Below are 23344 nucleotides of genomic sequence, written 5' to 3'. Positions count from 1 at the left end.
TGCATTGCCGCCTGATGCCCTCACCCCGGCCCTCTCCCACAGGGAGAGGGAGAAAAGCGGATGCAAAACCGCTGCTTGCGGCGGTAAGCATAGACATCTTCCACGTGCCCATTTTTGATCCGCGTTTGCAGCCCGCGCCAGTAGCTGGCGCGGAACAGATCGGCATGCATCTCTTCGAATAGCGGCCCGATGCGCGGGTCGGCACACAGCCAGTGGCGAAACTCCTCCGGAAACACATCGCCCGGCGATACGCTGTACCACGGCTCGCTGGACAGTTCATCTTCCGGGTAGCGCGGCGGCGGGATATCGCGGAAGTTCACCTCGGTCATGTAGCAAATTTCATCGTAATCGTAGAACACCACCCGCCCGTGACGGGTGACGCCGAAGTTTTTAAACAGCATGTCGCCGGGGAAAATATTGGCGGCGGCAAGCTGGCGAATCGCATTGCCGTACTCTTCAATGGCGTCTCGTAAAGCCTGGCCTTCGGATTGCTCCAGCCAGATATTTAGCGGCACCATCCGGCGTTCGATATAGAGATGGCTAATCGCAATCTTATCGCCAAGATCGGTAATTTTCGTCGGCGCTTCCTGCATTAGCAGCGACATCAGCGCCGGATCGATCTGCTGCTTATCCAGCACAAAGTTTTCAAACTCCTGCGTATCCGCCATCCGCCCGACGCGATCGTGCTCTTTAACCAGCTGATAGCAGGCGCGGACGTGAGCGGCGGTCATCTCTTTCTGCGGGGCGAATTTATCCTTAATCACCTTAAACACGCGGTCAAAGCCGGGCAGTGTGAAAACCAGCATCACCATGCCGCGTATACCCGGCGCTTCGATAAACTGCTCATCAGCCGTGATGACATAACGCAGGTATTCCCGATAACTTTCCGTTTTGGCATGCTTCTGACAGCCAATCGCCATGTACAGCTCGGCGGTGGTTTTGCCCGGCAGGATCTCGCGCAGCCACTCCACCAGGGCGGCAGGCAGTGGGGCATAGACCATGAAATAGGAGCGGGCGAAGCCAAATACGATACTGGCCTCAGCGCTGGTAGTCAGGCAGGTATCGACAAACAGTTCGCCGTCGTCGGTACGGTGAATGGGCAGCAGAAACGGCACGATGGCTGTCGGCGTAACCAGTTTGCCCACCAGCCAGGCGGCCTTATTCCGGTAGAAAAGCTCGTTGGCAACCTGCAAATGGCTGCGGCTGAGCACCTCCTCGCCGAAGGTTTCACTGAGATACGCGTGGATATAGCCGATATCCCGGGGTTTATTCTCCCACGGCAGGCGCAGCGGCAAATCCGTTAAGACGCGGTGCAGGAGCTTTTCCCAGCCGCGATCGGGAAAGAAATCTTTCGCCAGCGGACGCGGAATGGTACGGAAGCGGCGCTCCGGCTGGGAGCTGAAGATAAATAACCGCTCAGAAGATAATGAGCGGTGGTCAAATAACCGGCAATAGACGGAGTTAAAAAAGCTCTCCGCAATCTCGAAGCGCGGGTAGTCGGGTAACAGATGGGTGTAATGCTCTTTCACGCGCAGTAAAAATTCCGCATCCGGGCTTTTACCGTCGGTAATACAGCGCAGTTGTTCCACCACCAGACCTACGTGGTGATCATAAAGATGGATACGCTGCTTCATGGCCTGCTGAACCGCATGCCAGTCGGCGTGCTCGAAACGCTGTTGCGCGCCGGAGGTGACTTCCAGAAAGCGGCCATACTGGGCATCGAAGCCCTGCAAAATAGTTTGGGCAATCAGTAATTCCAGACCACGCGACATATATTCCCCCTCACCCCAACCCTCTCCCCGAGGGGGGAGAGGGGGAAAAGATTAGAACTGTGCTTCTTCCGTTGAGCCCGTTAATGCCGTGACGGAGGAGGTCCCGCCCTGAATAATCGTGGTCACATTATCGAAGTAGCCGGTTCCCACTTCCTGCTGGTGCGAAACGAAGGTATATCCCTCTTTGCCCGCCGCAAATTCTGGCTGCTGCACCTTCTCAACATAGTGCTTCATGCCTTCGCCCTGCGCGTAGGCATGCGCCAGGTCGAACATGTTAAACCACATGCTGTGGATACCCGCCAGGGTGATGAACTGATATTTGTAGCCCATGTCGGACAGCTGCTGCTGGAAGCTGGCGATGGTGGTATCGTCCAGATTCTTTTGCCAGTTGAAGGACGGCGAACAGTTATAGGCCAGCAGCTTGCCCGGATACTTCGCATGAATCGCATCGGCAAAGCGCTTCGCCAGCGCCAGATCCGGCGTGGAGGTTTCACACCAGACCAGGTCGGCGTAAGGGGCATACGCCAGGCCGCGGCTGATCGCCTGTTCAATACCGGCATGCGTGCGATAGAACCCTTCGCTGGTACGTTCGCCGGTAATGAATTCGCTGTCGTACGGGTCGCAGTCAGAGGTGATCAGGTCAGCCGCGTCTGCATCGGTACGGGCAATCACCAGCGTCGGCACGCCGAGCACGTCAGCAGCCAGACGCGCGGCAACCAGCTTCTGGATCGCTTCCTGGGTTGGCACCAGCACTTTCCCGCCCATATGCCCGCACTTCTTGACCGACGCCAGCTGATCTTCAAAGTGAACGGCCGCTGCACCGGCCTCAATCATGGATTTCATCAGCTCAAAGGCGTTCAGCACGCCGCCGAAACCGGCTTCCGCATCGGCGACGATCGGCAGGAAATAGTCGATAAAGCGCGGATCGTGAGGTTCGATACCCGCAGCCCACTGGATCTGATCCGCACGGCGGAAGGTATTGTTGATCCGATCCACCACTGACGGCACCGAGTTCGCCGGATAAAGAGATTGATCCGGATACATGCTGGCGGCCAGGTTAGCATCCGCCGCGACCTGCCAGCCGGAAAGATAGATAGCTTCAATGCCGGCCTTCGCCTGCTGCAATGCCTGACCGCCAGTCAGCGCGCCGAGGCTGTTGATATAGCCTTTTTTAGCTCCCCCATGCAGCAGATCCCACATTTTCGCCGCGCCGTTCTGCGCCAGCGTACATTCCGGGTTAACCGAGCCACGTAACTTCACCACTTCCTCTGCGCTGTACGGACGGCGAATGCCTTCCCAGCGCGGTTGGGTCCACTCTTTTTGTAACTCTTCGATCTGTTGGGTACGGGTTTTCATGTGCAGATGCTCCATATTGTTATGTGGTGAATTACGCCAGGAAGCGGTAGCCCGGCAGGGTCAGGAAGTCGATTAAGTCATCTGATGTGGTGATTTGCTCCATCAGACGTGCGGCATCGTCAAAACGCCCACTGCTGAAGCGGTGCTCGCCCAGTTCGTCCTGGATGACCCGCATCTCTTCGGCCAGCATCTGACGGAACAGGGCTTTGGTTACCGGTTTGCCGTTGCTGAGCGTTTTTTGATGATGGATCCACTGCCAGATGGAGGTACGTGAAATTTCCGCCGTGGCGGCATCTTCCATCAGGCCGTAGATAGGCACGCAGCCGTTGCCTGAGATCCATGCCTCGATGTACTGCACGGCGACGCGAATGTTGGCGCGCATCCCCTCTTCCGTGCGTTCGCCCGCACACGGCGCCAGCAACTGTTCTTCTGCGATTGGCGCATCGTCTTCACGGGTGACAAACAGCTGGTTTTTGTTGTCGCCGAGTACGCGGTTAAAGACTTCCATCGCCGTATCGGCCAGACCAGGATGGGCAATCCACGTCCCGTCGTGGCCATTACGGGCTTCCAGCTCTTTATCGGCTTTCACCTTGTTGAGCACCTGATTGTTACGCTCTGCGTCTTTGCTCGGGATAAACGCCGCCATACCGCCCATCGCAAAGGCGCCGCGTTTGTGGCAGGTCTTAATCAGCAGGCGCGAGTAGGCGCTGAGGAACGGTTTATCCATGGTGACAACCTGACGATCCGGCAATACCCGGTCGGTATGGTTTTTCAGGGTTTTGATGTAGCTGAAGATGTAATCCCAACGGCCGCAGTTCAGGCCCACAATATGGTCACGCAGCGCATGGAGGATCTCATGCATCTGGAATACGGCAGGCAGGGTTTCAATCAGCAGCGTGGCCTTAATGGTGCCGCGCGGCAGGCCAAAGCGGTCTTCTGCGTAGCTGAAGACTTCACTCCACCACGCCGCTTCCTGCCAGGACTGGGTTTTCGGCAGATAGAAATAGGGGCCGCTGCCTTTCGCCAGCAGGTTTTTATAGTTGTGAAAGAAGTACAGCGCAAAGTCGAACAGGCTGCCCGGAATCGCTTCTCCGCGCCAGGTGACGTGTTTTTCTGGCAAATGCAGACCGCGTACGCGGCAGATCAGCACCGCCGGATTCGGTTTGAGCTGGTAAATTTTACCGGCTTCGTTGGTATAGCTGATGGTGCCGTTGACGGCGTCGCGCAGGTTGATCTGCCCGTCGATAACTTTCTGCCAGTCCGGCGCGAGGGAATCTTCGAAGTCCGCCATAAATACTTTGACGTTGGCATTCATGGCGTTGATCACCATTTTGCGCTCTACCGGACCGGTGATCTCTACGCGACGATCCTGTAAATCTTCAGGGATTCCGCGAATTTTCCATTCACCATGACGAATGGAAGCGGTTTCCGAAATAAACCCTGGCAACTTGCCGTTATCGATCTCCTGCTGTTGATGAATGCGCGCCGCCAGCAGTTTATTACGCTGTGGCGTAAAGCGAGTCACCAGTTCAGTCAGAAACTCTACCGCTTCTGCCGTCAAAACTTGCTGTTCTTGTTCACCATTCGGCTGGGTAAAGGTCAGTTCATCGACCGTTGTTGCCTGTTGAGTCATCGTTCTGCTCCTCATCAAAGATCCAAAATCACGCCCCCGACGCGAGCGAAAGATCGTTGTGTAGTTTTCGCTCAGCAGAATTAAGACTATCTATAATTTTTCCAAAATCAAAAACAATTTCCATTTTAATTTATATATAATCACAACTGCATGATTAATATGGAATTAAAGTTTTCTTCGATGTTGAGTTGGATTTCGGAAATAAAAAAGGCACCCGAAGGTGCCTGATCTGAATAGCTGAAACGCTTTAGGATCGTTTAATGCAGACGATTACTCCAGCGTCGGATTCATGTGGCGCAGATCGTACGGCGTAATCTGGTAGACGTAATAGTTGAGCCAGTTGGTAAACAGCAAATTTCCGTGGCTACGCCAGGTTGCCCGAGGCGTGTTTTGCGGATCATTTTTCGGGAAATAGTTGTACGGGACATCCGGATTCAGACCCGCTTCAACGTCACGAAAATACTCTGAGGCGAGGGTATGCGGATCGTACTCAGGATGGCCGGTAACGAACGCGATGCGTTTGTCTTTACTGGCGAACAGGTAGGCATCGCCGTCTTCCGTTTCGGCCAGGATTTCCAGGTCGGTGTAATCGCGGATCAGCTGTGCCGGAAAATCGGCGTAGCGAGAATGCGGGGCCAGGAAAGTGTCATCGAAACCACGCGTCAGCAGCGCATGCGGGTGAAGAATGTGGTGTTCGTATACGCCAGAAAGTTTGTCGCTGCGGGTTTGCTTGGGAATGCCATAGAGGATATTCAGCGCGGCCTGTACCGCCCAACAGACAAACAAGGTGGACGTGACGTGATCTTTTGCCCACTCCAGCACCTGCCTGATCTGTGGCCAGTAGGCAACGTCATTAAATTCCACCAGACCCAGCGGTGCGCCGGTGACGATCAGTCCATCGAAATTCTCATCGCGAATATCTTCAAAATTACAGTAGAAGTTATTCAGATGCTCAGCAGGCGTGTTGCGTGACTCACGCGCGTCAATGCGCAGCAGCTGGATATCAACCTGAAGCGGAGAGTTGGAGAGCAAACGCAGGAACTGGTTCTCCGTTTCGATCTTCTTTGGCATCAGATTAAGGATCAGCACCTTCAGCGGGCGAATTTCCTGACCAGAAGCACGCGAAGTTGTCATTACGAAGACATTCTCTTCACGCAAGAAATTGACGGCTGGTAGCTCGTCCTGCACCCGAATCGGCATAACCTTAAATCCTCACAGCATACGTATAAACGTTTAGACATCCAGATAGCTAACGATACCCAGAAACGGGGTTAATGTCGAGTCTGCAAGCGAAGGGTGAGAAAGTTTCAAGGAGGGAAAGCATGTAGGGCGGGTAAGGCTGGGCCACCACCCGACTTTTCAGAACGTACAAAGCAAAAAACCCCGCACCTTACGGTACGGGGTTCTTCTTAATTGATGCCTGGCAGTTCCCTACTCTCACATGGGGAGACCCCACACTACCATCGGCGCTACGGCGTTTCACTTCTGAGTTCGGCATGGGGTCAGGTGGGACCACCGCGCTAAAGCCGCCAGGCAAATTCTTGTGCTCTGTCCTGTGTCTTTCGCACTGATACTGCGTTGGCTGCTTTCGTAAAGTCAGTCACATACCTCAGTATGCTCCTTCCTTTCCTTCGTTTGCCGCCTTGTCTCAGCGCAAAATCCTTCGGACTCTGAATCTAAGCTGAAAATCGTGTCTGTCTCTTTCGCCAAAACACCTTCGGCGTTGTAAGGTTAAGCCTCACGGTTCATTAGTATCGGTTAGCTCAACGCATCGCTGCGCTTACACACCCGACCTATCAACGTCATAGTCTTTAACGTTCCTTCAGGAGACTTAAAGTCTCAGGGAGAACTCATCTCGGGGCAAGTTTCGTGCTTAGATGCTTTCAGCACTTATCTCTTCCGCATTTAGCTACCGGGCAGTGCCATTGGCATGACAACCCGAACACCAGTGATGCGTCCACTCCGGTCCTCTCGTACTAGGAGCAGCCCCCCTCAATTCTCCAGCGCCCACGGCAGATAGGGACCGAACTGTCTCACGACGTTCTAAACCCAGCTCGCGTACCACTTTAAATGGCGAACAGCCATACCCTTGGGACCTACTTCAGCCCCAGGATGTGATGAGCCGACATCGAGGTGCCAAACACCGCCGTCGATATGAACTCTTGGGCGGTATCAGCCTGTTATCCCCGGAGTACCTTTTATCCGTTGAGCGATGGCCCTTCCATTCAGAACCACCGGATCACTATGACCTGCTTTCGCACCTGCTCGCGCCGTCACGCTCGCAGTCAAGCTGGCTTATGCCATTGCACTAACCTCCTGATGTCCGACCAGGATTAGCCAACCTTCGTGCTCCTCCGTTACTCTTTGGGAGGAGACCGCCCCAGTCAAACTACCCACCAGACACTGTCCGCAACCCGGATTACGGGTCCACGTTAGAACACCAGCCATTAAAGGGTGGTATTTCAAGGTTGGCTCCACGCAGACTGGCGTCCACGCTTCAAAGCCTCCCACCTATCCTACACATCAAGGACCAGTGTTCAGTGTCAAGCTATAGTAAAGGTTCACGGGGTCTTTCCGTCTTGCCGCGGGTACACTGCATCTTCACAGCGAGTTCAATTTCACTGAGTCTCGGGTGGAGACAGCCTGGCCATCATTACGCCATTCGTGCAGGTCGGAACTTACCCGACAAGGAATTTCGCTACCTTAGGACCGTTATAGTTACGGCCGCCGTTTACCGGGGCTTCGATCAAGAGCTTCGCGTTGCCGCTAACCCCATCAATTAACCTTCCGGCACCGGGCAGGCGTCACACCGTATACGTCCACTTTCGTGTTTGCACAGTGCTGTGTTTTTAATAAACAGTTGCAGCCAGCTGGTATCTTCGACTGATTTCAGCTCCGCCCGCAGGGGCTTCACCTACATATCAGCGTGCCTTCTCCCGAAGTTACGGCACCATTTTGCCTAGTTCCTTCACCCGAGTTCTCTCAAGCGCCTTGGTATTCTCTACCTGACCACCTGTGTCGGTTTGGGGTACGATTTCGTGTTACCTGATGCTTAGAGGCTTTTCCTGGAAGCAGGGCATTTATCACTTCAGCACCGTAGTGCCTCGTCATCACACCTCAGCGTTAACAAGGAACCGGATTTACCTGGAACCTCCGCCTACATGCTTAAACCGGGACAACCGTCGCCCGGCTGACATAGCCTTCTCCGTCCCCCCTTCGCAGTAACACCAAGTACAGGAATATTAACCTGTTTCCCATCGACTACGCCTTTCGGCCTCGCCTTAGGGGTCGACTCACCCTGCCCCGATTAACGTTGGACAGGAACCCTTGGTCTTCCGGCGAGCGGGCTTTTCACCCGCTTTATCGTTACTTATGTCAGCATTCGCACTTCTGATACCTCCAGCATGCCTCACAGCACACCTTCAACGGCTTACAGAACGCTCCCCTACCCAACAACGCATAAGCGTCGCTGCCGCAGCTTCGGTGCATGGTTTAGCCCCGTTACATCTTCCGCGCAGGCCGACTCGACCAGTGAGCTATTACGCTTTCTTTAAATGATGGCTGCTTCTAAGCCAACATCCTGGCTGTCTGTGCCTTCCCACATCGTTTCCCACTTAACCATGACTTTGGGACCTTAGCTGGCGGTCTGGGTTGTTTCCCTCTTCACGACGGACGTTAGCACCCGCCGTGTGTCTCCCGTGATAACATTCTTCGGTATTCGTAGTTTGCATCGGGTTGGTAAGCCGGGATGGCCCCCTAGCCGAAACAGTGCTCTACCCCCGAAGATGAGTTCACGAGGCGCTACCTAAATAGCTTTCGGGGAGAACCAGCTATCTCCCGGTTTGATTGGCCTTTCACCCCCAGCCACAGGTCATCCGCTAATTTTTCAACATTAGTCGGTTCGGTCCTCCAGTTAGTGTTACCCAACCTTCAACCTGCCCATGGCTAGATCACCGGGTTTCGGGTCTATACCCTGCAACTTAACGCCCAGTTAAGACTCGGTTTCCCTTCGGCTCCCCTATACGGTTAACCTTGCTACAGAATATAAGTCGCTGACCCATTATACAAAAGGTACGCAGTCACCCCATAAAGAGGCTCCCACTGCTTGTACGTACACGGTTTCAGGTTCTTTTTCACTCCCCTCGCCGGGGTTCTTTTCGCCTTTCCCTCACGGTACTGGTTCACTATCGGTCAGTCAGGAGTATTTAGCCTTGGAGGATGGTCCCCCCATATTCAGACAGGATACCACGTGTCCCGCCCTACTCTTCGAGTTCACAGCAAGTGTGCTTTCGTGTACGGGACTATCACCCTGTACCGTCGGACTTTCCAGACCGTTCCACTAACACACAAGCTGATTCAGACTCCGGGCTGCTCCCCGTTCGCTCGCCGCTACTGGGGGAATCTCGGTTGATTTCTTTTCCTCGGGGTACTTAGATGTTTCAGTTCCCCCGGTTCGCCTCGTTAACCTATGTATTCAGTTAACGATAGTGCAACGGATTGCACTGGGTTTCCCCATTCGGACATCGCCGGGTCAAGGGTTCATATCACCTCGCCGGCGCTTTTCGCAGATTAGCACGTCCTTCATCGCCTCTGACTGCCAGGGCATCCACCGTGTACGCTTAGTCGCTTAACCTCACAACCCGAAGATGTTTCACTTCTGATTGCGAAAATTTGAGAGACTCGAACACACATGAGCTGTGTGTCGTTTCAATTTTCAGCTTGATCCAGATTTTTAAAGAGCAAAACTTCTTAATGCACTCAAAAGTACATTCAGAAGTTCATCATTCATCAGACAATCTGTGTGGACACTACAAAGGCAGGTTCTTTAAGGTAAGGAGGTGATCCAACCGCAGGTTCCCCTACGGTTACCTTGTTACGACTTCACCCCAGTCATGAATCACAAAGTGGTAAGCGCCCTCCCGAAGGTTAAGCTACCTACTTCTTTTGCAACCCACTCCCATGGTGTGACGGGCGGTGTGTACAAGGCCCGGGAACGTATTCACCGTGGCATTCTGATCCACGATTACTAGCGATTCCGACTTCATGGAGTCGAGTTGCAGACTCCAATCCGGACTACGACGCACTTTATGAGGTCCGCTTGCTCTCGCGAGGTCGCTTCTCTTTGTATGCGCCATTGTAGCACGTGTGTAGCCCTACTCGTAAGGGCCATGATGACTTGACGTCATCCCCACCTTCCTCCAGTTTATCACTGGCAGTCTCCTTTGAGTTCCCGGCCTAACCGCTGGCAACAAAGGATAAGGGTTGCGCTCGTTGCGGGACTTAACCCAACATTTCACAACACGAGCTGACGACAGCCATGCAGCACCTGTCTCAGAGTTCCCGAAGGCACCAAAGCATCTCTGCTAAGTTCTCTGGATGTCAAGAGTAGGTAAGGTTCTTCGCGTTGCATCGAATTAAACCACATGCTCCACCGCTTGTGCGGGCCCCCGTCAATTCATTTGAGTTTTAACCTTGCGGCCGTACTCCCCAGGCGGTCGACTTAACGCGTTAGCTCCGGAAGCCACGCCTCAAGGGCACAACCTCCAAGTCGACATCGTTTACGGCGTGGACTACCAGGGTATCTAATCCTGTTTGCTCCCCACGCTTTCGCACCTGAGCGTCAGTCTTTGTCCAGGGGGCCGCCTTCGCCACCGGTATTCCTCCAGATCTCTACGCATTTCACCGCTACACCTGGAATTCTACCCCCCTCTACAAGACTCTAGCCTGCCAGTTTCGAATGCAGTTCCCAGGTTGAGCCCGGGGATTTCACATCCGACTTGACAGACCGCCTGCGTGCGCTTTACGCCCAGTAATTCCGATTAACGCTTGCACCCTCCGTATTACCGCGGCTGCTGGCACGGAGTTAGCCGGTGCTTCTTCTGCGGGTAACGTCAATCGACAAGGTTATTAACCTTATCGCCTTCCTCCCCGCTGAAAGTACTTTACAACCCGAAGGCCTTCTTCATACACGCGGCATGGCTGCATCAGGCTTGCGCCCATTGTGCAATATTCCCCACTGCTGCCTCCCGTAGGAGTCTGGACCGTGTCTCAGTTCCAGTGTGGCTGGTCATCCTCTCAGACCAGCTAGGGATCGTCGCCTAGGTGAGCCGTTACCCCACCTACTAGCTAATCCCATCTGGGCACATCCGATGGCAAGAGGCCCGAAGGTCCCCCTCTTTGGTCTTGCGACGTTATGCGGTATTAGCTACCGTTTCCAGTAGTTATCCCCCTCCATCAGGCAGTTTCCCAGACATTACTCACCCGTCCGCCACTCGTCAGCGAAGCAGCAAGCTGCTTCCTGTTACCGTTCGACTTGCATGTGTTAGGCCTGCCGCCAGCGTTCAATCTGAGCCATGATCAAACTCTTCAATTTAAAAGTTTGATGCTCAATGAATTAAACTTCGTAATGAATTACGTGTTCACTCGTTGAGACTTGGTATTCATTTAGTGTCCGAGGACATTAAGAATCCATGTCACTTTGAGTGCCCACACAGATTGTCTGATAAATTGTTAAAGAGCAGTGCAACGCGGCTTTCGCTCACCGTTGCGAGGTGGCGTATATTACGCTTTCCTCTTTCAGAGTCAACCCGTTATTTCAGGATTTTTTCTCTTCAACCGACCCGGCTGTTTGTGAAGTGATTCACATGTTCCGTGTCGATGGAGGCGCATTATAGGGAGTTCTCCGCAGGCCGCAACCGCTAAATGACAGAAAAATGACTGACTGCTGCATTCCACAGCAAAACCCCGCCTTATACCTTTTTACACACAGACTTATCCACAATGATACGAAAAAGTAAAAATGTGCGAGCGTTGCGCAAACGTTTTCGTTAAAATGCTCGCGCTTCACAAGGATGCCTCGTCAGGTGTGTTAGATGAGTTTTTCACAGGAAAATTCATCTAACGCTCTCTGTAATCGTGAAATCCAGGGGATTTACCATGCAACAACGTCGTCCAGTCCGCCGCGCTCTGCTCAGTGTTTCTGATAAAGCCGGTATCGTCGAATTCGCTCAGGCACTTTCTGCACGTGGCGTAGAGCTGCTTTCCACAGGCGGTACCGCTCGCCTGTTAGCAGATAAAGGTCTGCCGGTAACCGAAGTGTCCGATTACACCGGTTTCCCGGAAATGATGGATGGACGCGTCAAAACCCTGCATCCGAAAGTGCACGGCGGTATTCTGGGCCGTCGCGGTCAGGACGACGGCATTATGGAGCAGCACAATATTGCCCCCATCGACATGGTGGTTGTTAACCTCTACCCGTTCGCCCAGACCGTTGCTCGCGAAGGCTGTTCTCTGGAAGACGCTGTTGAGAATATCGACATCGGCGGCCCGACCATGGTGCGCTCCGCAGCTAAGAACCATAAAGATGTGGCCATCGTGGTAAAGAGCAGTGACTACAACGCCATTATTAATGAGATGGATGCCAACGAAGGGTCCCTGACGCTTGAAACGCGTTTCGATCTCGCCATCAAAGCCTTCGAGCATACCGCCGCCTACGACAGCATGATCGCCAACTACTTCGGTAGCCTGGTACCTGCCTACCACGGTGAAAGCAAAGATCCATCTGGCCGCTTCCCGCGCACGCTGAACCTGAACTTCATTAAGAAGCAGGATATGCGTTACGGCGAGAACAGCCACCAGCAGGCTGCCTTCTATATAGAAGAAGAGGTAAAAGAAGCCTCTGTAGCGACTGCCCAGCAGGTACAGGGCAAAGCCCTCTCCTATAACAACATTGCCGATACCGACGCCGCGCTGGAATGCGTGAAAGAGTTCAGCGAGCCAGCCTGCGTTATCGTCAAGCACGCCAACCCATGCGGCGTTGCGGTAAGTGCGTCTATTCTGGAAGCTTACGATCGCGCCTACAAAACCGACCCGACCTCCGCGTTCGGCGGCATTATCGCCTTCAACCGCGAGCTGGATGCGGAAACCGCGCAGGCCATCATCTCCCGTCAGTTTGTCGAAGTGATCATCGCGCCATCAGCATCCGAAGAGGCGCTGAAAATCACCGCGGCGAAACAGAACGTGCGCGTACTGGTTTGCGGCCAGTGGGCAGAGCGCGTTCCAGGCCTGGACTTCAAGCGCGTGAACGGCGGGCTGCTGGTTCAGGACCGCGATCTGGGTATGGTGGGCGAAGCCGATCTGCATGTCGTCACCAAACGTCAGCCAACCGAGCAGGAACTGCGTGACGCGCTGTTCTGCTGGAAAGTGGCGAAGTTCGTGAAATCCAACGCCATCGTCTACGCCAAAGAGAACATGACCATCGGAATAGGCGCAGGCCAGATGAGCCGCGTTTACTCTGCGAAAATCGCGGGTATTAAAGCAGGTGACGAAGGTCTGGAAGTCAAAGGTTCCGCCATGGCCTCTGACGCCTTCTTCCCGTTCCGCGACGGTATCGACGCGGCCGCTGCTGTGGGCATCACCTGTGTGATCCAGCCTGGCGGTTCAATCCGTGATGACGAAGTGATTGCCGCTGCCGACGAGCATGGCATCGCAATGATCTTCACCGACATGCGCCACTTCCGCCATTAATTCCCGGAGCAGAAAATGAAAGTATTAGTGATTGGTAACGGCGGGCGCGAGCACGCCCTGGCGTGGAAAGCAGCGCAGTCTTCGCAGGTTGAAACCGTCTTTGTGGCACCGGGTAACGCCGGGACCGCGCTGGAGCCCGCACTACAGAACGTCGCCATCGGCGTAACCGACATCCCGGCGCTGCTGAGCTTTGCCCAAAACGAGAATATCGATCTGACGATTGTTGGCCCGGAAGCACCGCTGGTGATCGGCGTTGTAGATGCCTTCCGCGCCGCGGGCCTGAAAATTTTCGGCCCAACGGAAGGGGCTGCGCAGCTGGAAGGCTCAAAAGCCTTCACCAAAGATTTTCTCGCGCGTCATAACATCCCGACGGCGGAATATCAGAACTTCACCGAGGTAGAGCCTGCTCTGGCTTACCTGCGTGAAAAAGGCGCGCCCATCGTGATCAAAGCCGACGGCCTGGCTGCCGGGAAAGGCGTTATCGTGGCGATGACCCTCGAAGAAGCGGAAGCCGCCGTGCAGGATATGCTGGCGGGTAACGCCTTTGGCGACGCGGGCCACCGCATCGTAATTGAAGAGTTCCTCGACGGCGAAGAAGCGAGCTTTATCGTGATGGTTGACGGCGAGCACGTTCTGCCGATGGCGACCAGCCAGGATCACAAGCGCGTAGGCAATGCCGACACGGGGCCAAACACCGGCGGGATGGGAGCTTACTCCCCTGCTCCGGTGGTCACTGACGAAGTACACCAGCGCACCATGGACCGCATCATCTGGCCAACCGTGAAGGGGATGGCTGCGGAAGGCAATACCTACACCGGTTTCCTTTACGCAGGCCTGATGATCGACAAGCAGGGTAACCCGAAGGTGATTGAATTCAACTGCCGCTTCGGCGATCCGGAAACCCAGCCGATCATGCTGCGCATGAAGTCCGATCTGGTTGATCTGTGTCTGGCGGCGTGCGAAGGCAAGCTGGACGAGAAAACTTCCGAGTGGGACGAGCGTGCCTCTTTAGGTGTGGTGATTGCTGCGGGTGGCTATCCGGGTAGCTACAACACCGGAGATGAGATCCACGGCCTGCCGCTGGAAGAGATTGACGGTGCGAAGGTGTTCCACGCCGGTACAAAGCTCTCTGACGACGACCGCGTGCTCACCAACGGCGGTCGCGTGCTGTGTGCGACCGCGCTGGGCCAGACCGTGGCAGAGGCGCAGAAGCGCGCCTATGCGCTGATGGCGGATATTCACTGGAATGGCAGCTTCAGCCGCCAGGATATCGGCTATCGTGCCATTGCGCGGGAGCAGGGAGAGTAATTTCCCCTCGCCCTCACCCTAACCCTCTCCCCGTGGGAGAGGGGATCGTTCGTAGGCCGGATAAGCGTTAGCGCCATCCGGCTTAATCCACAGAATTCAGAAACTCTTCTCTGTCGGCTGCCAGGTGCAGAAATCTTCATTCGCCACCAGCAACAGCTGAGAGCCTTCCGGCGCTTCCAGCCATGCCACACTCACCTCCACAGATGAATGCCGCTGACGACGCTGAATGTGTTCGGTTGCCCAGGATTCAAGCTCAGGCTTCACCGTCTGCCCTTCGCAGGTGGTCACCGTGCCGTCGGCATGCCAGCGCCCCTGGCGCAGCACCACGCGGCCCTGACGCAGCGCATCGCTGGTCTGGCGGAGTTGTTCAGCACGGTAGCGGTAGAGGGCGACCTGATCGCTGGAAAGCTGCTGTTTCAGTCCACTGACCTCATGCTGCATAAAGCTCAGCTCGCCGCGGTCGTCGAAACGCACCTTTACGTGTTCGGGAGTCTTACTGTAGATATTCAGTTCAATGAGCGACAGCGCATCGCCCTGCCAGCGGTATTCTGCGGTCGAGGTGTTGCCATTATGCCACGGGCTGAACGCGGTGAGCATATGGACTTCATCGCTGGAATCTTTGCGCCAGATCCTGACCGCACCCTGGTTGTCAGCGTAGCCGCTGGCGGTAAACGGGGGAAGTGAGGAATCATGGCTACAGGCAGACAGCAACAGTACGCCTGCCAGCGCGAGCGTTCCACGCCAGAATGACAAAAGGGGCGTTGCCGCCCCTTCGTTAAAACTGTTCACTGCCACGCGTCTTACTTAACTGCGTCTTTCAGTGCTTTACCAGAAACAAATGCCGGCACGTTAGCTGCGGCGATTTTGATTTCTTTACCGGTCTGCGGGTTGCGGCCAGTACGCTCAGCGCGGTGGTTCACTTTGAAGGTACCGAAACCAACCAGTTGTACAGCATCGCCTTCTTTCAGAGACTCAGTAATAGCAGCCAGGGTAGATTCCAGAGCAGCTTTAGCCTGCACTTTAGACAGATCAGCCTTGTCCGCAATTACATCAATCAGTTGAGTCTTGTTCATAAGTTATCCTTTCAATGTGTTTATCGCTTGCTAAGCATCGAGTGCGACGAAAATGCCAAAAAAGCACTCTCCTGCATACACGCACCGATAGCCACTTTTTTTCGCCCCCCAAATGTAGACCAGACGGGGGGCGAAAGGGAAGAGTCGAGGAGTGACAAAACAGGCGTTAAATCACGTTTTGTTGTCTCATTGGTTAAAAATTATACCAATATTGCTCTCGCCGGCCTCGCGAAGGTCCGCGCGAAGCCCTTTGATCAGCTCAATATCACGTTCTTCACACTCCGCCAGCAGACGGAAAATTTCCCACTGAATATCCCATTCCTGTTCAACCGCCGGGTTAGCACGCAGTTCCTCGTCGGTCATTTCACGGCCTTCCTGGGTCATTTCCAGCATCGCAACGGTGGTAATGGATGCCTTGCTGACTTCAATGGCGTGTTCCAGGGTTTCACCGCTCAGACGGGAGTGGATCAGCTCGCTCAACGCCACACAGGCATCAATGGCCGGGTAGACGCCATACAGGTCGAAATCATCCGCAGCCGGAATAGCCTCTTCCAGCTTTTCGAGCTGAAAGTCAAAATTTACCTTCGCATCTTTGACCGTCAGCGTCTCCCAGATTAAATCCAGGATACGACGATAAATCTGGCCTTCGCCAAACGCCGTCTGCTTGCAGAACGCGGCATAGTTGGGATACATGCGCTCGCACAGGCAAGCCATAAACGTCACGTGCTGCCAGCTTTCCAGCTTCTCAAGGCGCAGATGAATCGGGTTTTGTAACATGATGATGTCTCGAATCGAAAATTAGCCGCAGTTTACCTGAATCACGGCTGAATTTCCTGCCAACGAATGAATGCCGGACGTGAAGAGGCCACGGCGTCAGCCCAGCGGGTTGGCTCCGGTAAACGGTAGCCCTTCATACAGCGTTGCACCCACGCCAGTGCGCTATCCATGCTGACCCGATGCCCGGTGGCGATAAACAACGGGTTGCAGCGCGCTTTACTTCGCCAGACCCACGCCAGCTGCTCGCCTTTATGGATAAGCGGCGCCAGTGCGCCCGGTTCGGCAGAGAGCGGCTCAAACGCGCCGCACAGGCGTTTTTTCGCTACGCCGATGGTCGGCACGTCCACCAGCAGACCAAAGTGGCTGGCGACGCCTAAGCGACGCGGATGGGAGATACCATGCCCATCAACAAACAGTAGATCGGGTTTTTGCGAGAGTTGCTCCCACGCGGCCAGCAGCGCGGGATATTCGCGGAAGGAGAGAAAGCCGGGGATATAGGGCATGGTGGTGGCGATACGCGCCACCTTGTACTCCACCAGCTCCAGCGAAGGGTATTTCAGCACCACCATCGCCGCTCGCGTCACTTCACCGCCCTGCTCAAATCCGACGTCCGCCCCGCCAATGTACCGCGGAGGGTCCGTATCCAGACGATCCTCGCGGATCACTGATGAAGCCAGTTCGATTTGCTGAGCGCGTAGCGACGCGAGATCCATAACCACTCCTTACTTATGATACTGGGCAGAAAGCCGATGCACCGCCTCCACAAATACGCCAGCGTGTTCTGGCGGTACATCCTGATGAATACCGTGACCGAGGTTGAAGACGTGGCCTTCGCCCTGGCCGAAACCAGACAGTATAGTCGACACTTCTTCTTCGATACGGGCAGGCTGCGCATAGAGCATGGACGGGTCCATGTTGCCCTGGAGCGCCACTTTGTCCCCCACGCGACGGCGCGCATCGGCAATATCGCTAGTCCAGTCGAGGCCCAGCGCGTCGCAGCCGGTGGCCGCCATCGCTTCCAGCCATTGACCGCCGCCTTTGGTAAACAGCGTCACCGGCACGCGACGGCCTTCGTTTTCACGCAGCAGGCCATCGACAATTTTGTGCATGTAGTACAGGGAGAACTGCTGATAATCACGTCCGGTCAGCACGCCGCCCCAGGTGTCGAAAATCATCACCGACTGCGCGCCCGCTTTAATCTGCGCGTTGAGATAGAGCGTGACGCTCTTCGCCAGCTTGTCGAGCAGGGCATGCAGGGCCAGCGGCTCGGCGTACATCATCTTTTTGATGACGGTAAAGGCTTTGCTGCTGCCGCCTTCCACCATGTAGGTGGCCAGCGTCCACGGACTACCGGAGAAGCCAATCAGCGGCACGTCGCCTTTCAGTTCGCGGCGAATGGTGCGCACGGCGTTCATCACATAGCCCAGCTCGCCTTCAGGATCGGGGATCGGCAGCTTATCAACGTCGGCTTTGCTTTTGATCGGAGAGGTAAAACGCGGGCCTTCTCCGGTTTCGAAATAGAGCCCAAGGCCCATCGCATCCGGAATGGTGAGAATGTCCGAAAAAAGAATGGCGGCATCGAGCGGGAAGCGGCGCAGCGGCTGGAGCGTCACTTCACAGGCCAGCTCGGCGTTTTTGCACAGCGACATAAAATCGCCTGCCTGCGCGCGCGTGGCTTTGTACTCTGGCAGATAGCGTCCCGCCTGGCGCATCATCCACACCGGGGTGACATCAACGGGCTGGCGCAGCAGCGCACGCAGATAACGATCGTTCTTCAGTTCGGTCATTTTGCAGTTCCTTATTGCGTCAGTCCGTCAGTGTAACACTACTCATACTCGGCCCGACACATTGCCACGGTATCTTCTATCAGGCGACGCGCCACCGTTCCCGGTGGGGGCAGCAGCGGTAAATCGTCGTAGCGATACCAGTTCGCCTCCAGCAGCTCTTTCTGATCGATAACAATCTCGCCGCTGTCGTATTCCGCCATAAACGCGGTCATCAGGGACATCGGGAACGGCCACGGCTGCGACGTCACATAGCGCAGGTTTTTCACCTTAATGCCGCTCTCCTCCATCACCTCGCGCGCCACCGCCTGTTCCAGCGTTTCGCCGACTTCCACGAACCCGGCGAGGACGGTGTGAATGCCGTTGCGATGGCGGGTATGCTGCGCCAGCAGGATGGAATCATCACGGCGGATGGCGACAATGATGCACGGTGCGATTTGCGGGTAGTAGCGTTCACGGCAGTGGCCGCAGAGCATTGCCCACTCGGTTTTGCTCGGGTGCATGGTGTGGCCGCAGTAGCCGCAGTATTTGTGCGAGCGGTAAAACTCCGCCAGCTGCACGCCGCGCCCCGCCAGCTGGAACAGGCCGACATCCCGATCCAACACCTGACGAACGGATCCCATATCCTGACGACGAGCCTGTTGGATCAACCATACCGGATCGCCCTGCCACTCGCCGATCCGCAGCGCCGGTTGGCCGACGAGATCGAAGATGTCTGCCGCACCGTAGGGTATCTCCCCACCGGGCAGCCATAATTTTTGTTCGTGACTGACGATCCACCAACCCAGATCTGATTTTTCAATAATACGATCCATATCTATTGCACTACCTTCGCTTCACTGACATGTTGTTAGCATTATGGTTACATTTTGGATAAGCAGATCCCATTCTAAACCTTATGGAGTCGACCATGTTAAACCAGCTGGAAAGCCTGACTGAGCGCGTTGGAGGAAGTAACACCCTGGTGGATCGCTGGCTACATGTGCGCAAGCATCTACTCGTGGCGTATTACAATCTGGTTGGTCTTAAGCCTGGCAAAGAATCCTTTATGCGGCTGAATGAAAAAGCGCTGGACGACTTCTGTCAGAGCCTGGTCGACTACCTTTCCGACGGCCATTTCAACCTTTATGAACGCATTATCCGCGAAATGGAAGGGACAACGCCGTATTTAGCGGCCAGCAAACTCTGTCCGCTGCTGGAAGCCAACACCCAGCAGATCATGGACTACTACGATTCCACGCTGGAGAACGCTATCGATCACGATAACTATCTTGAGTTTCAGCAGGCGCTTTCCGACCTTGGCGAAGCGCTGGAAGAGCGATTCACGCTGGAAGACAAGCTCATCGCCCTCGTGCTGGACAACAACCTGAATATCAGCACCAGCGATAACGTTGCGCGCCCTGCTTGAGTTCTTAATCGTTAACGAGTAATTTACAACCATTCGCCCCTCTCACGAGGGGGATTTTTCTTGTCGGAGTGCCCAGTGTGAAAGCACGGGCTGAGACCGTTAATTCGGGATCCGCGGAACCTGATCAGGTTAATACCTGCGAAGGGAACAAGAGTCACACTGCTGTTGTATCGCCCCTGAGGCGATCTTCTCTTGCTTCATCCGTCGTCTGACAAGCCATGTCCTTCACATCTGGAATGAGCTATGTCTACAACAAAACTGACCCGCCGCGAACAGCGCGAACACGCACAACGCTTCATCGACACCCTGGAAGGCACCGCTTTCCCGAACTCAACGCGCATCTACATCACCGGTTCACAGGCTGATATCCGCGTGCCGATGCGCGAAATCCAGCTCAGCCCGACGCTTATCGGCGGCAGCAAAGAAAACCCGCAGTTTGAAGACAACGAAGCCGTGCCGGTGTATGACACCTCCGGCCCGTACGGCGCCCCTTCTGTTGCTATCAACGTACAGCAGGGTCTGGCAAAACTGCGCCAGCCGTGGATTGACGCCCGTAACGACTGCGAAGAACTGAGCGTGCGCAGCTCGGCGTATACCAACGCGCGCCTGGCCGACGACGGTCTGGACGAGCTGCGCTTTACCGGCCTGCTGACGCCGAAACGCGCTAAAGCGGGCAAATGCGTCACCCAGCTGCACTACGCGCGCCAGGGTATCGTCACGCCGGAGATGGAGTTCATCGCCATCCGCGAAAACATGGGCCGCGAGCGCATCCGCAGCGAAGTGCTGCGCCACCAGCATCCTGGTGAAGGGTTTGGCGCTCGCCTGCCGGAAAACATCACGCCGGAATTTGTGCGTGACGAAGTGGCCGCCGGGCGCGCCATTATCCCCGCCAACATCAACCACCCGGAATCCGAGCCGATGATTATCGGCCGCAACTTCCTGGTGAAGGTCAACGCCAACATCGGCAACTCTGCCGTCACCTCTTCCATCGAAGAAGAGGTGGAAAAGCTGGTCTGGTCGACGCGCTGGGGCGCGGACACGGTGATGGACCTTTCCACTGGCCGCTATATTCATGAGACCCGCGAGTGGATCCTGCGTAACAGCCCGGTGCCGATTGGCACCGTCCCGATTTATCAGGCGCTGGAGAAGGTCAACGGCATCGCCGAAAACCTCACCTGGGAAGCGTTCCGCGACACGCTGCTGGAGCAGGCCGAGCAGGGCGTGGACTACTTCACCATCCACGCGGGCGTGCTGCTGCGCTACGTGCCGATGACGGCGAAACGTCTGACCGGTATCGTCTCACGCGGCGGTTCGATTATGGCGAAATGGTGCCTTTCCCATCATCAGGAAAACTTCCTCTACGAGCACTTCCGCGAAATCTGCGAGATCTGCGCCGCGTACGATGTCTCCCTGTCGCTGGGCGACGGCCTGCGTCCTGGCTCCATCCGCGATGCTAACGACGAGGCGCAGTTTGCCGAGCTGCACACGCTGGGCGAGCTGACCAAAATTGCCTGGGAGTACGACGTGCAGGTGATGATTGAAGGCCCGGGCCACGTGCCGATGCAGATGATCCGTCGCAACATGACTGAAGAGCTGGAGCACTGCCACGAAGCACCGTTCTACACCCTGGGGCCGCTGACCACCGATATTGCGCCGGGCTACGACCACTTCACGTCAGGCATTGGCGCGGCGATGATCGGCTGGTTCGGCTGCGCCATGCTCTGCTACGTGACGCCGAAAGAGCACCTCGGGCTGCCAAACAAAGAGGACGTGAAGCAGGGGCTGATCACCTACAAGATTGCCGCCCACGCGGCGGATCTGGCGAAAGGCCATCCGGGCGCGCAAATTCGCGACAACGCCATGTCCAAAGCGCGCTTTGAATTCCGCTGGGAAGACCAGTTTAACCTGGCCCTCGATCCGTTCACCGCCCGCGCCTATCACGACGAAACCCTGCCGCAGGAATCGGGCAAAGTTGCGCACTTCTGCTCCATGTGCGGACCTAAATTCTGCTCGATGAAAATCAGCCAGGAAGTACGCGATTACGCCGCCGCGCAGACCATTGAAGTCGGCATGGCGGACATGTCGGAAACCTTCCGCGCGAAAGGCGGCGAAATCTACCTCAAAAAGGAGGAGGCGTAATGTACCAGCCCGATTTCCCCTCCGTGCCCTTCCGCTTAGGGCTTTACCCGGTGGTGGACAGCGTGGAGTGGATCGCCCGCCTGCTGGAAGCTGGCGTTCGCACCCTCCAGCTACGCATCAAGGATAAACGCGATGAAGAGGTAGAGGCCGACGTGGTCGCCGCTATCGCGCTGGGACGTCGCTACCACGCCCGCCTGTTTATCAACGACTACTGGCGGCTGGCGGTTAAACACCAGGCGTACGGCGTGCATCTGGGACAGGAAGATCTGGAGACAACCGACCTCAACGCCATCCGCAAAGCAGGTCTGCGCCTGGGCGTGTCGACGCACGACGATATGGAGATTGATATTGCGCTGGCAGCCCGCCCGTCCTATATCGCGCTCGGGCACGTTTTCCCGACGCAAACCAAACAGATGCCGTCCGCTCCACAGGGTTTGACGCAGCTGGCGGCCCACGTTAAGCGCCTTGCCGATTACCCCACCGTCGCCATCGGCGGGATCAGCCTTGAACGTGCGCCCGCGGTGCTGGAGACCGGCGTCGGCAGTATCGCCGTCGTCAGCGCCATCACCCAGGCGGCGGACTGGCAGGCCGCCACCGCGCAGCTTTTACAACTGGCAGGAGCAGGCGATGAAAGATCGTGATTTTATGCGTTACAGCCGCCAGATCCTGCTGGAGGATATCGCCATCGAGGGGCAGCAAAAGCTGCTCGCCAGCCGGGTACTGATTGTCGGTCTGGGCGGATTAGGCACCCCCGCCGCGCTGTATCTGGCCGGCGCGGGCGTGGGCACGCTGGTGCTGGCCGATGACGACGAGGTACATCTCAGCAATCTGCAACGGCAAATTCTCTTTACGACAGAAGATATCAACCAGCCTAAAGCGCACGTTACGCGCCAGCGGCTGAACCAGCTTAACCCCGATATCGAACTGGTCGCACTCCAGACGCGGCTGAGCGGGGAAGATCTGCAACGCGAAGTGGCCCTTGCCGACGTGGTGCTGGACTGTACGGACAATATGGCGACGCGTCAGGCCATCAACGCGGCCTGTGTCGCGCAGAACACGCCGCTGATCACCGCCAGCGCGGTCGGTTTCGGCGGGCAAATAATGGTGCTTACGCCGCCGTGGGCACAGGGCTGCTACCGCTGCCTGTGGCCGGACGAGGCTGAACCGGAGCGTAACTGCCGCACGGCAGGCATTCTGGGCCCGGTGGTGGGCGTGATGGGTACTCTTCAGGCGCTGGAGGCCATCAAGTTGCTCAGCGGCATGGAGACAGAACGCAACACGCTTCGGCTGTTCGATGCCCGCTCCAGCGGCTGGCGTCATCTGGCGTTGAACCGTGCCAGCCACTGCCCGGTATGTGGAGGCCGCAATGCGCATTCTGTTTAACGATGAGCCGATGACGTGCGACGACGATCTCACCGTTGCCGCCCTGCTCGACATGCTGCGCCAGCTGAAGCCGGGAACGGCGCTGGCGCTCAATCAACAGATCCTGCCGCGCGAGCGGTGGGAACATCAGCAGGTCAATGAGGGCGACCAGATCCTGCTGTTTCAGGTTATCGCAGGGGGCTGAG

17 protein-coding genes, 3 rRNA genes and 1 riboswitch are annotated in these 23344 nt (G+C 55.9%); of the genes, 7 read left to right on the top strand and 13 right to left on the bottom strand.

Annotated features, from left to right (window positions below; translation table 11 throughout):
* Nucleotides 1–20 precede the first annotated feature (20 nt).
* From aceK to RS584_RS01355, 7 genes are all read right to left on the bottom strand, one after another.
* Nucleotides 21–1772 (bottom strand): bifunctional isocitrate dehydrogenase kinase/phosphatase, encoded by a 1752-nt coding sequence (gene aceK / locus RS584_RS01385; protein WP_315748817.1) that lies wholly within the window; start codon nucleotides 1770–1772, stop codon nucleotides 21–23.
* Nucleotides 1773–1823: 51 nt separating this feature from the next.
* Nucleotides 1824–3128, bottom strand: a complete 1305-nt coding sequence (gene aceA / locus RS584_RS01380) for an isocitrate lyase (protein ID WP_315748816.1) — start codon at nucleotides 3126–3128, stop codon at nucleotides 1824–1826.
* Between the two features lie 31 nt (nucleotides 3129–3159).
* Nucleotides 3160–4761, bottom strand: coding sequence for a malate synthase A (aceB, locus tag RS584_RS01375; protein WP_032646862.1), 1602 nt, complete (start codon nucleotides 4759–4761; stop codon nucleotides 3160–3162).
* Between the two features lie 270 nt (nucleotides 4762–5031).
* A complete protein-coding gene (metA, locus tag RS584_RS01370; protein ID WP_017382604.1) occupies nucleotides 5032–5961 on the bottom strand; it encodes a homoserine O-succinyltransferase MetA in 930 nt (309 codons plus the stop codon).
* Between the two features lie 218 nt (nucleotides 5962–6179).
* Nucleotides 6180–6295, bottom strand: a 5S ribosomal RNA gene (rrf, locus tag RS584_RS01365).
* 193 nt (nucleotides 6296–6488) lie between these two features.
* Nucleotides 6489–9394: ribosomal RNA gene (locus tag RS584_RS01360) — 23S ribosomal RNA — on the bottom strand.
* Between the two features lie 198 nt (nucleotides 9395–9592).
* A 16S ribosomal RNA gene (locus RS584_RS01355) occupies nucleotides 9593–11134 on the bottom strand.
* Together the 16S, 23S and 5S rRNA genes form the textbook arrangement of a ribosomal RNA operon.
* Before the next feature lie 563 nt (nucleotides 11135–11697).
* Between RS584_RS01355 and purH the strand changes: the two genes are divergently transcribed.
* The gene (purH, locus tag RS584_RS01350; RefSeq protein WP_315748814.1) at nucleotides 11698–13287 is read left to right on the top strand and encodes a bifunctional phosphoribosylaminoimidazolecarboxamide formyltransferase/IMP cyclohydrolase; all 1590 of its coding nucleotides are present in this window, start codon (nucleotides 11698–11700) and stop codon (nucleotides 13285–13287) included.
* A 15-nt stretch (nucleotides 13288–13302) separates the two neighbouring features.
* On the top strand, nucleotides 13303–14595 hold the full coding sequence (gene purD / locus RS584_RS01345; RefSeq protein ID WP_193042390.1) for a phosphoribosylamine--glycine ligase: 1293 nt from the start codon (nucleotides 13303–13305) through the stop codon (nucleotides 14593–14595).
* A gap of 96 nt (nucleotides 14596–14691) precedes the next feature.
* On the opposite strand, the gene RS584_RS01340 is transcribed toward purD, so the two are convergent.
* From RS584_RS01340 to nudC, 6 genes are all read right to left on the bottom strand, one after another.
* Nucleotides 14692–15384 carry a DUF1481 domain-containing protein gene (locus RS584_RS01340; RefSeq protein ID WP_315749900.1) on the bottom strand — a complete coding sequence of 231 codons (693 nt, stop codon included), beginning with the start codon at nucleotides 15382–15384 and terminating at the stop codon, nucleotides 14692–14694.
* A gap of 11 nt (nucleotides 15385–15395) precedes the next feature.
* Nucleotides 15396–15668, bottom strand: a complete 273-nt coding sequence (gene hupA / locus RS584_RS01335; RefSeq protein ID WP_002445246.1) for a nucleoid-associated protein HU-alpha — start codon at nucleotides 15666–15668, stop codon at nucleotides 15396–15398.
* Nucleotides 15669–15854: 186 nt separating this feature from the next.
* Nucleotides 15855–16445: a YjaG family protein gene (locus RS584_RS01330; protein ID WP_315748813.1), complete on the bottom strand. Its 591-nt coding sequence runs from the start codon at nucleotides 16443–16445 to the stop codon at nucleotides 15855–15857.
* 41 nt (nucleotides 16446–16486) lie between these two features.
* The gene (gene nfi, locus RS584_RS01325; RefSeq protein WP_003862312.1) at nucleotides 16487–17158 is read right to left on the bottom strand and encodes a deoxyribonuclease V; all 672 of its coding nucleotides are present in this window, start codon (nucleotides 17156–17158) and stop codon (nucleotides 16487–16489) included.
* 9 nt (nucleotides 17159–17167) lie between these two features.
* The gene (gene hemE, locus RS584_RS01320; RefSeq protein ID WP_315748812.1) at nucleotides 17168–18232 is read right to left on the bottom strand and encodes a uroporphyrinogen decarboxylase; all 1065 of its coding nucleotides are present in this window, start codon (nucleotides 18230–18232) and stop codon (nucleotides 17168–17170) included.
* 38 nt (nucleotides 18233–18270) lie between these two features.
* Nucleotides 18271–19044: an NAD(+) diphosphatase gene (gene nudC, locus RS584_RS01315; protein ID WP_015569966.1), complete on the bottom strand. Its 774-nt coding sequence runs from the start codon at nucleotides 19042–19044 to the stop codon at nucleotides 18271–18273.
* 95 nt (nucleotides 19045–19139) lie between these two features.
* Here nudC and RS584_RS01310 point away from each other — a divergent pair, with 95 nt between their 5' ends.
* From RS584_RS01310 to thiS, 5 genes are all read left to right on the top strand, one after another.
* Nucleotides 19140–19637 (top strand): Rsd/AlgQ family anti-sigma factor, encoded by a 498-nt coding sequence (locus tag RS584_RS01310; RefSeq protein ID WP_017384077.1) that lies wholly within the window; start codon nucleotides 19140–19142, stop codon nucleotides 19635–19637.
* Nucleotides 19638–19691: 54 nt separating this feature from the next.
* Nucleotides 19692–19801: riboswitch (TPP riboswitch) on the top strand.
* 79 nt (nucleotides 19802–19880) lie between these two features.
* The gene (gene thiC / locus RS584_RS01305; protein ID WP_315748811.1) at nucleotides 19881–21776 is read left to right on the top strand and encodes a phosphomethylpyrimidine synthase ThiC; all 1896 of its coding nucleotides are present in this window, start codon (nucleotides 19881–19883) and stop codon (nucleotides 21774–21776) included.
* On the top strand, nucleotides 21776–22417 hold the full coding sequence (gene thiE / locus RS584_RS01300; RefSeq protein ID WP_315748810.1) for a thiamine phosphate synthase: 642 nt from the start codon (nucleotides 21776–21778) through the stop codon (nucleotides 22415–22417). The genes thiC and thiE overlap by 1 nt, the downstream gene beginning before the upstream one ends.
* Nucleotides 22404–23159 carry a thiazole biosynthesis adenylyltransferase ThiF gene (gene thiF, locus RS584_RS01295; RefSeq protein ID WP_023302918.1) on the top strand — a complete coding sequence of 252 codons (756 nt, stop codon included), beginning with the start codon at nucleotides 22404–22406 and terminating at the stop codon, nucleotides 23157–23159. Before thiE ends, thiF begins: the two co-directional genes overlap by 14 nt.
* Nucleotides 23143–23343, top strand: coding sequence for a sulfur carrier protein ThiS (gene thiS / locus RS584_RS01290; protein ID WP_015569971.1), 201 nt, complete (start codon nucleotides 23143–23145; stop codon nucleotides 23341–23343). The genes thiF and thiS overlap by 17 nt, the downstream gene beginning before the upstream one ends.
* Nucleotide 23344: the final 1 nt, after the last annotated feature.

It is taken from the genome of Enterobacter sp. DTU_2021_1002640_1_SI_PRY_ASU_LCPMC_013 (genome assembly GCF_032389435.1).
Lineage (GTDB): Bacteria > Pseudomonadota > Gammaproteobacteria > Enterobacterales > Enterobacteriaceae > Enterobacter > Enterobacter hormaechei_C.
Note: the sequence above shows the minus strand (reverse complement) of the source record. Positions and strands in the feature narration are given on the sequence as shown.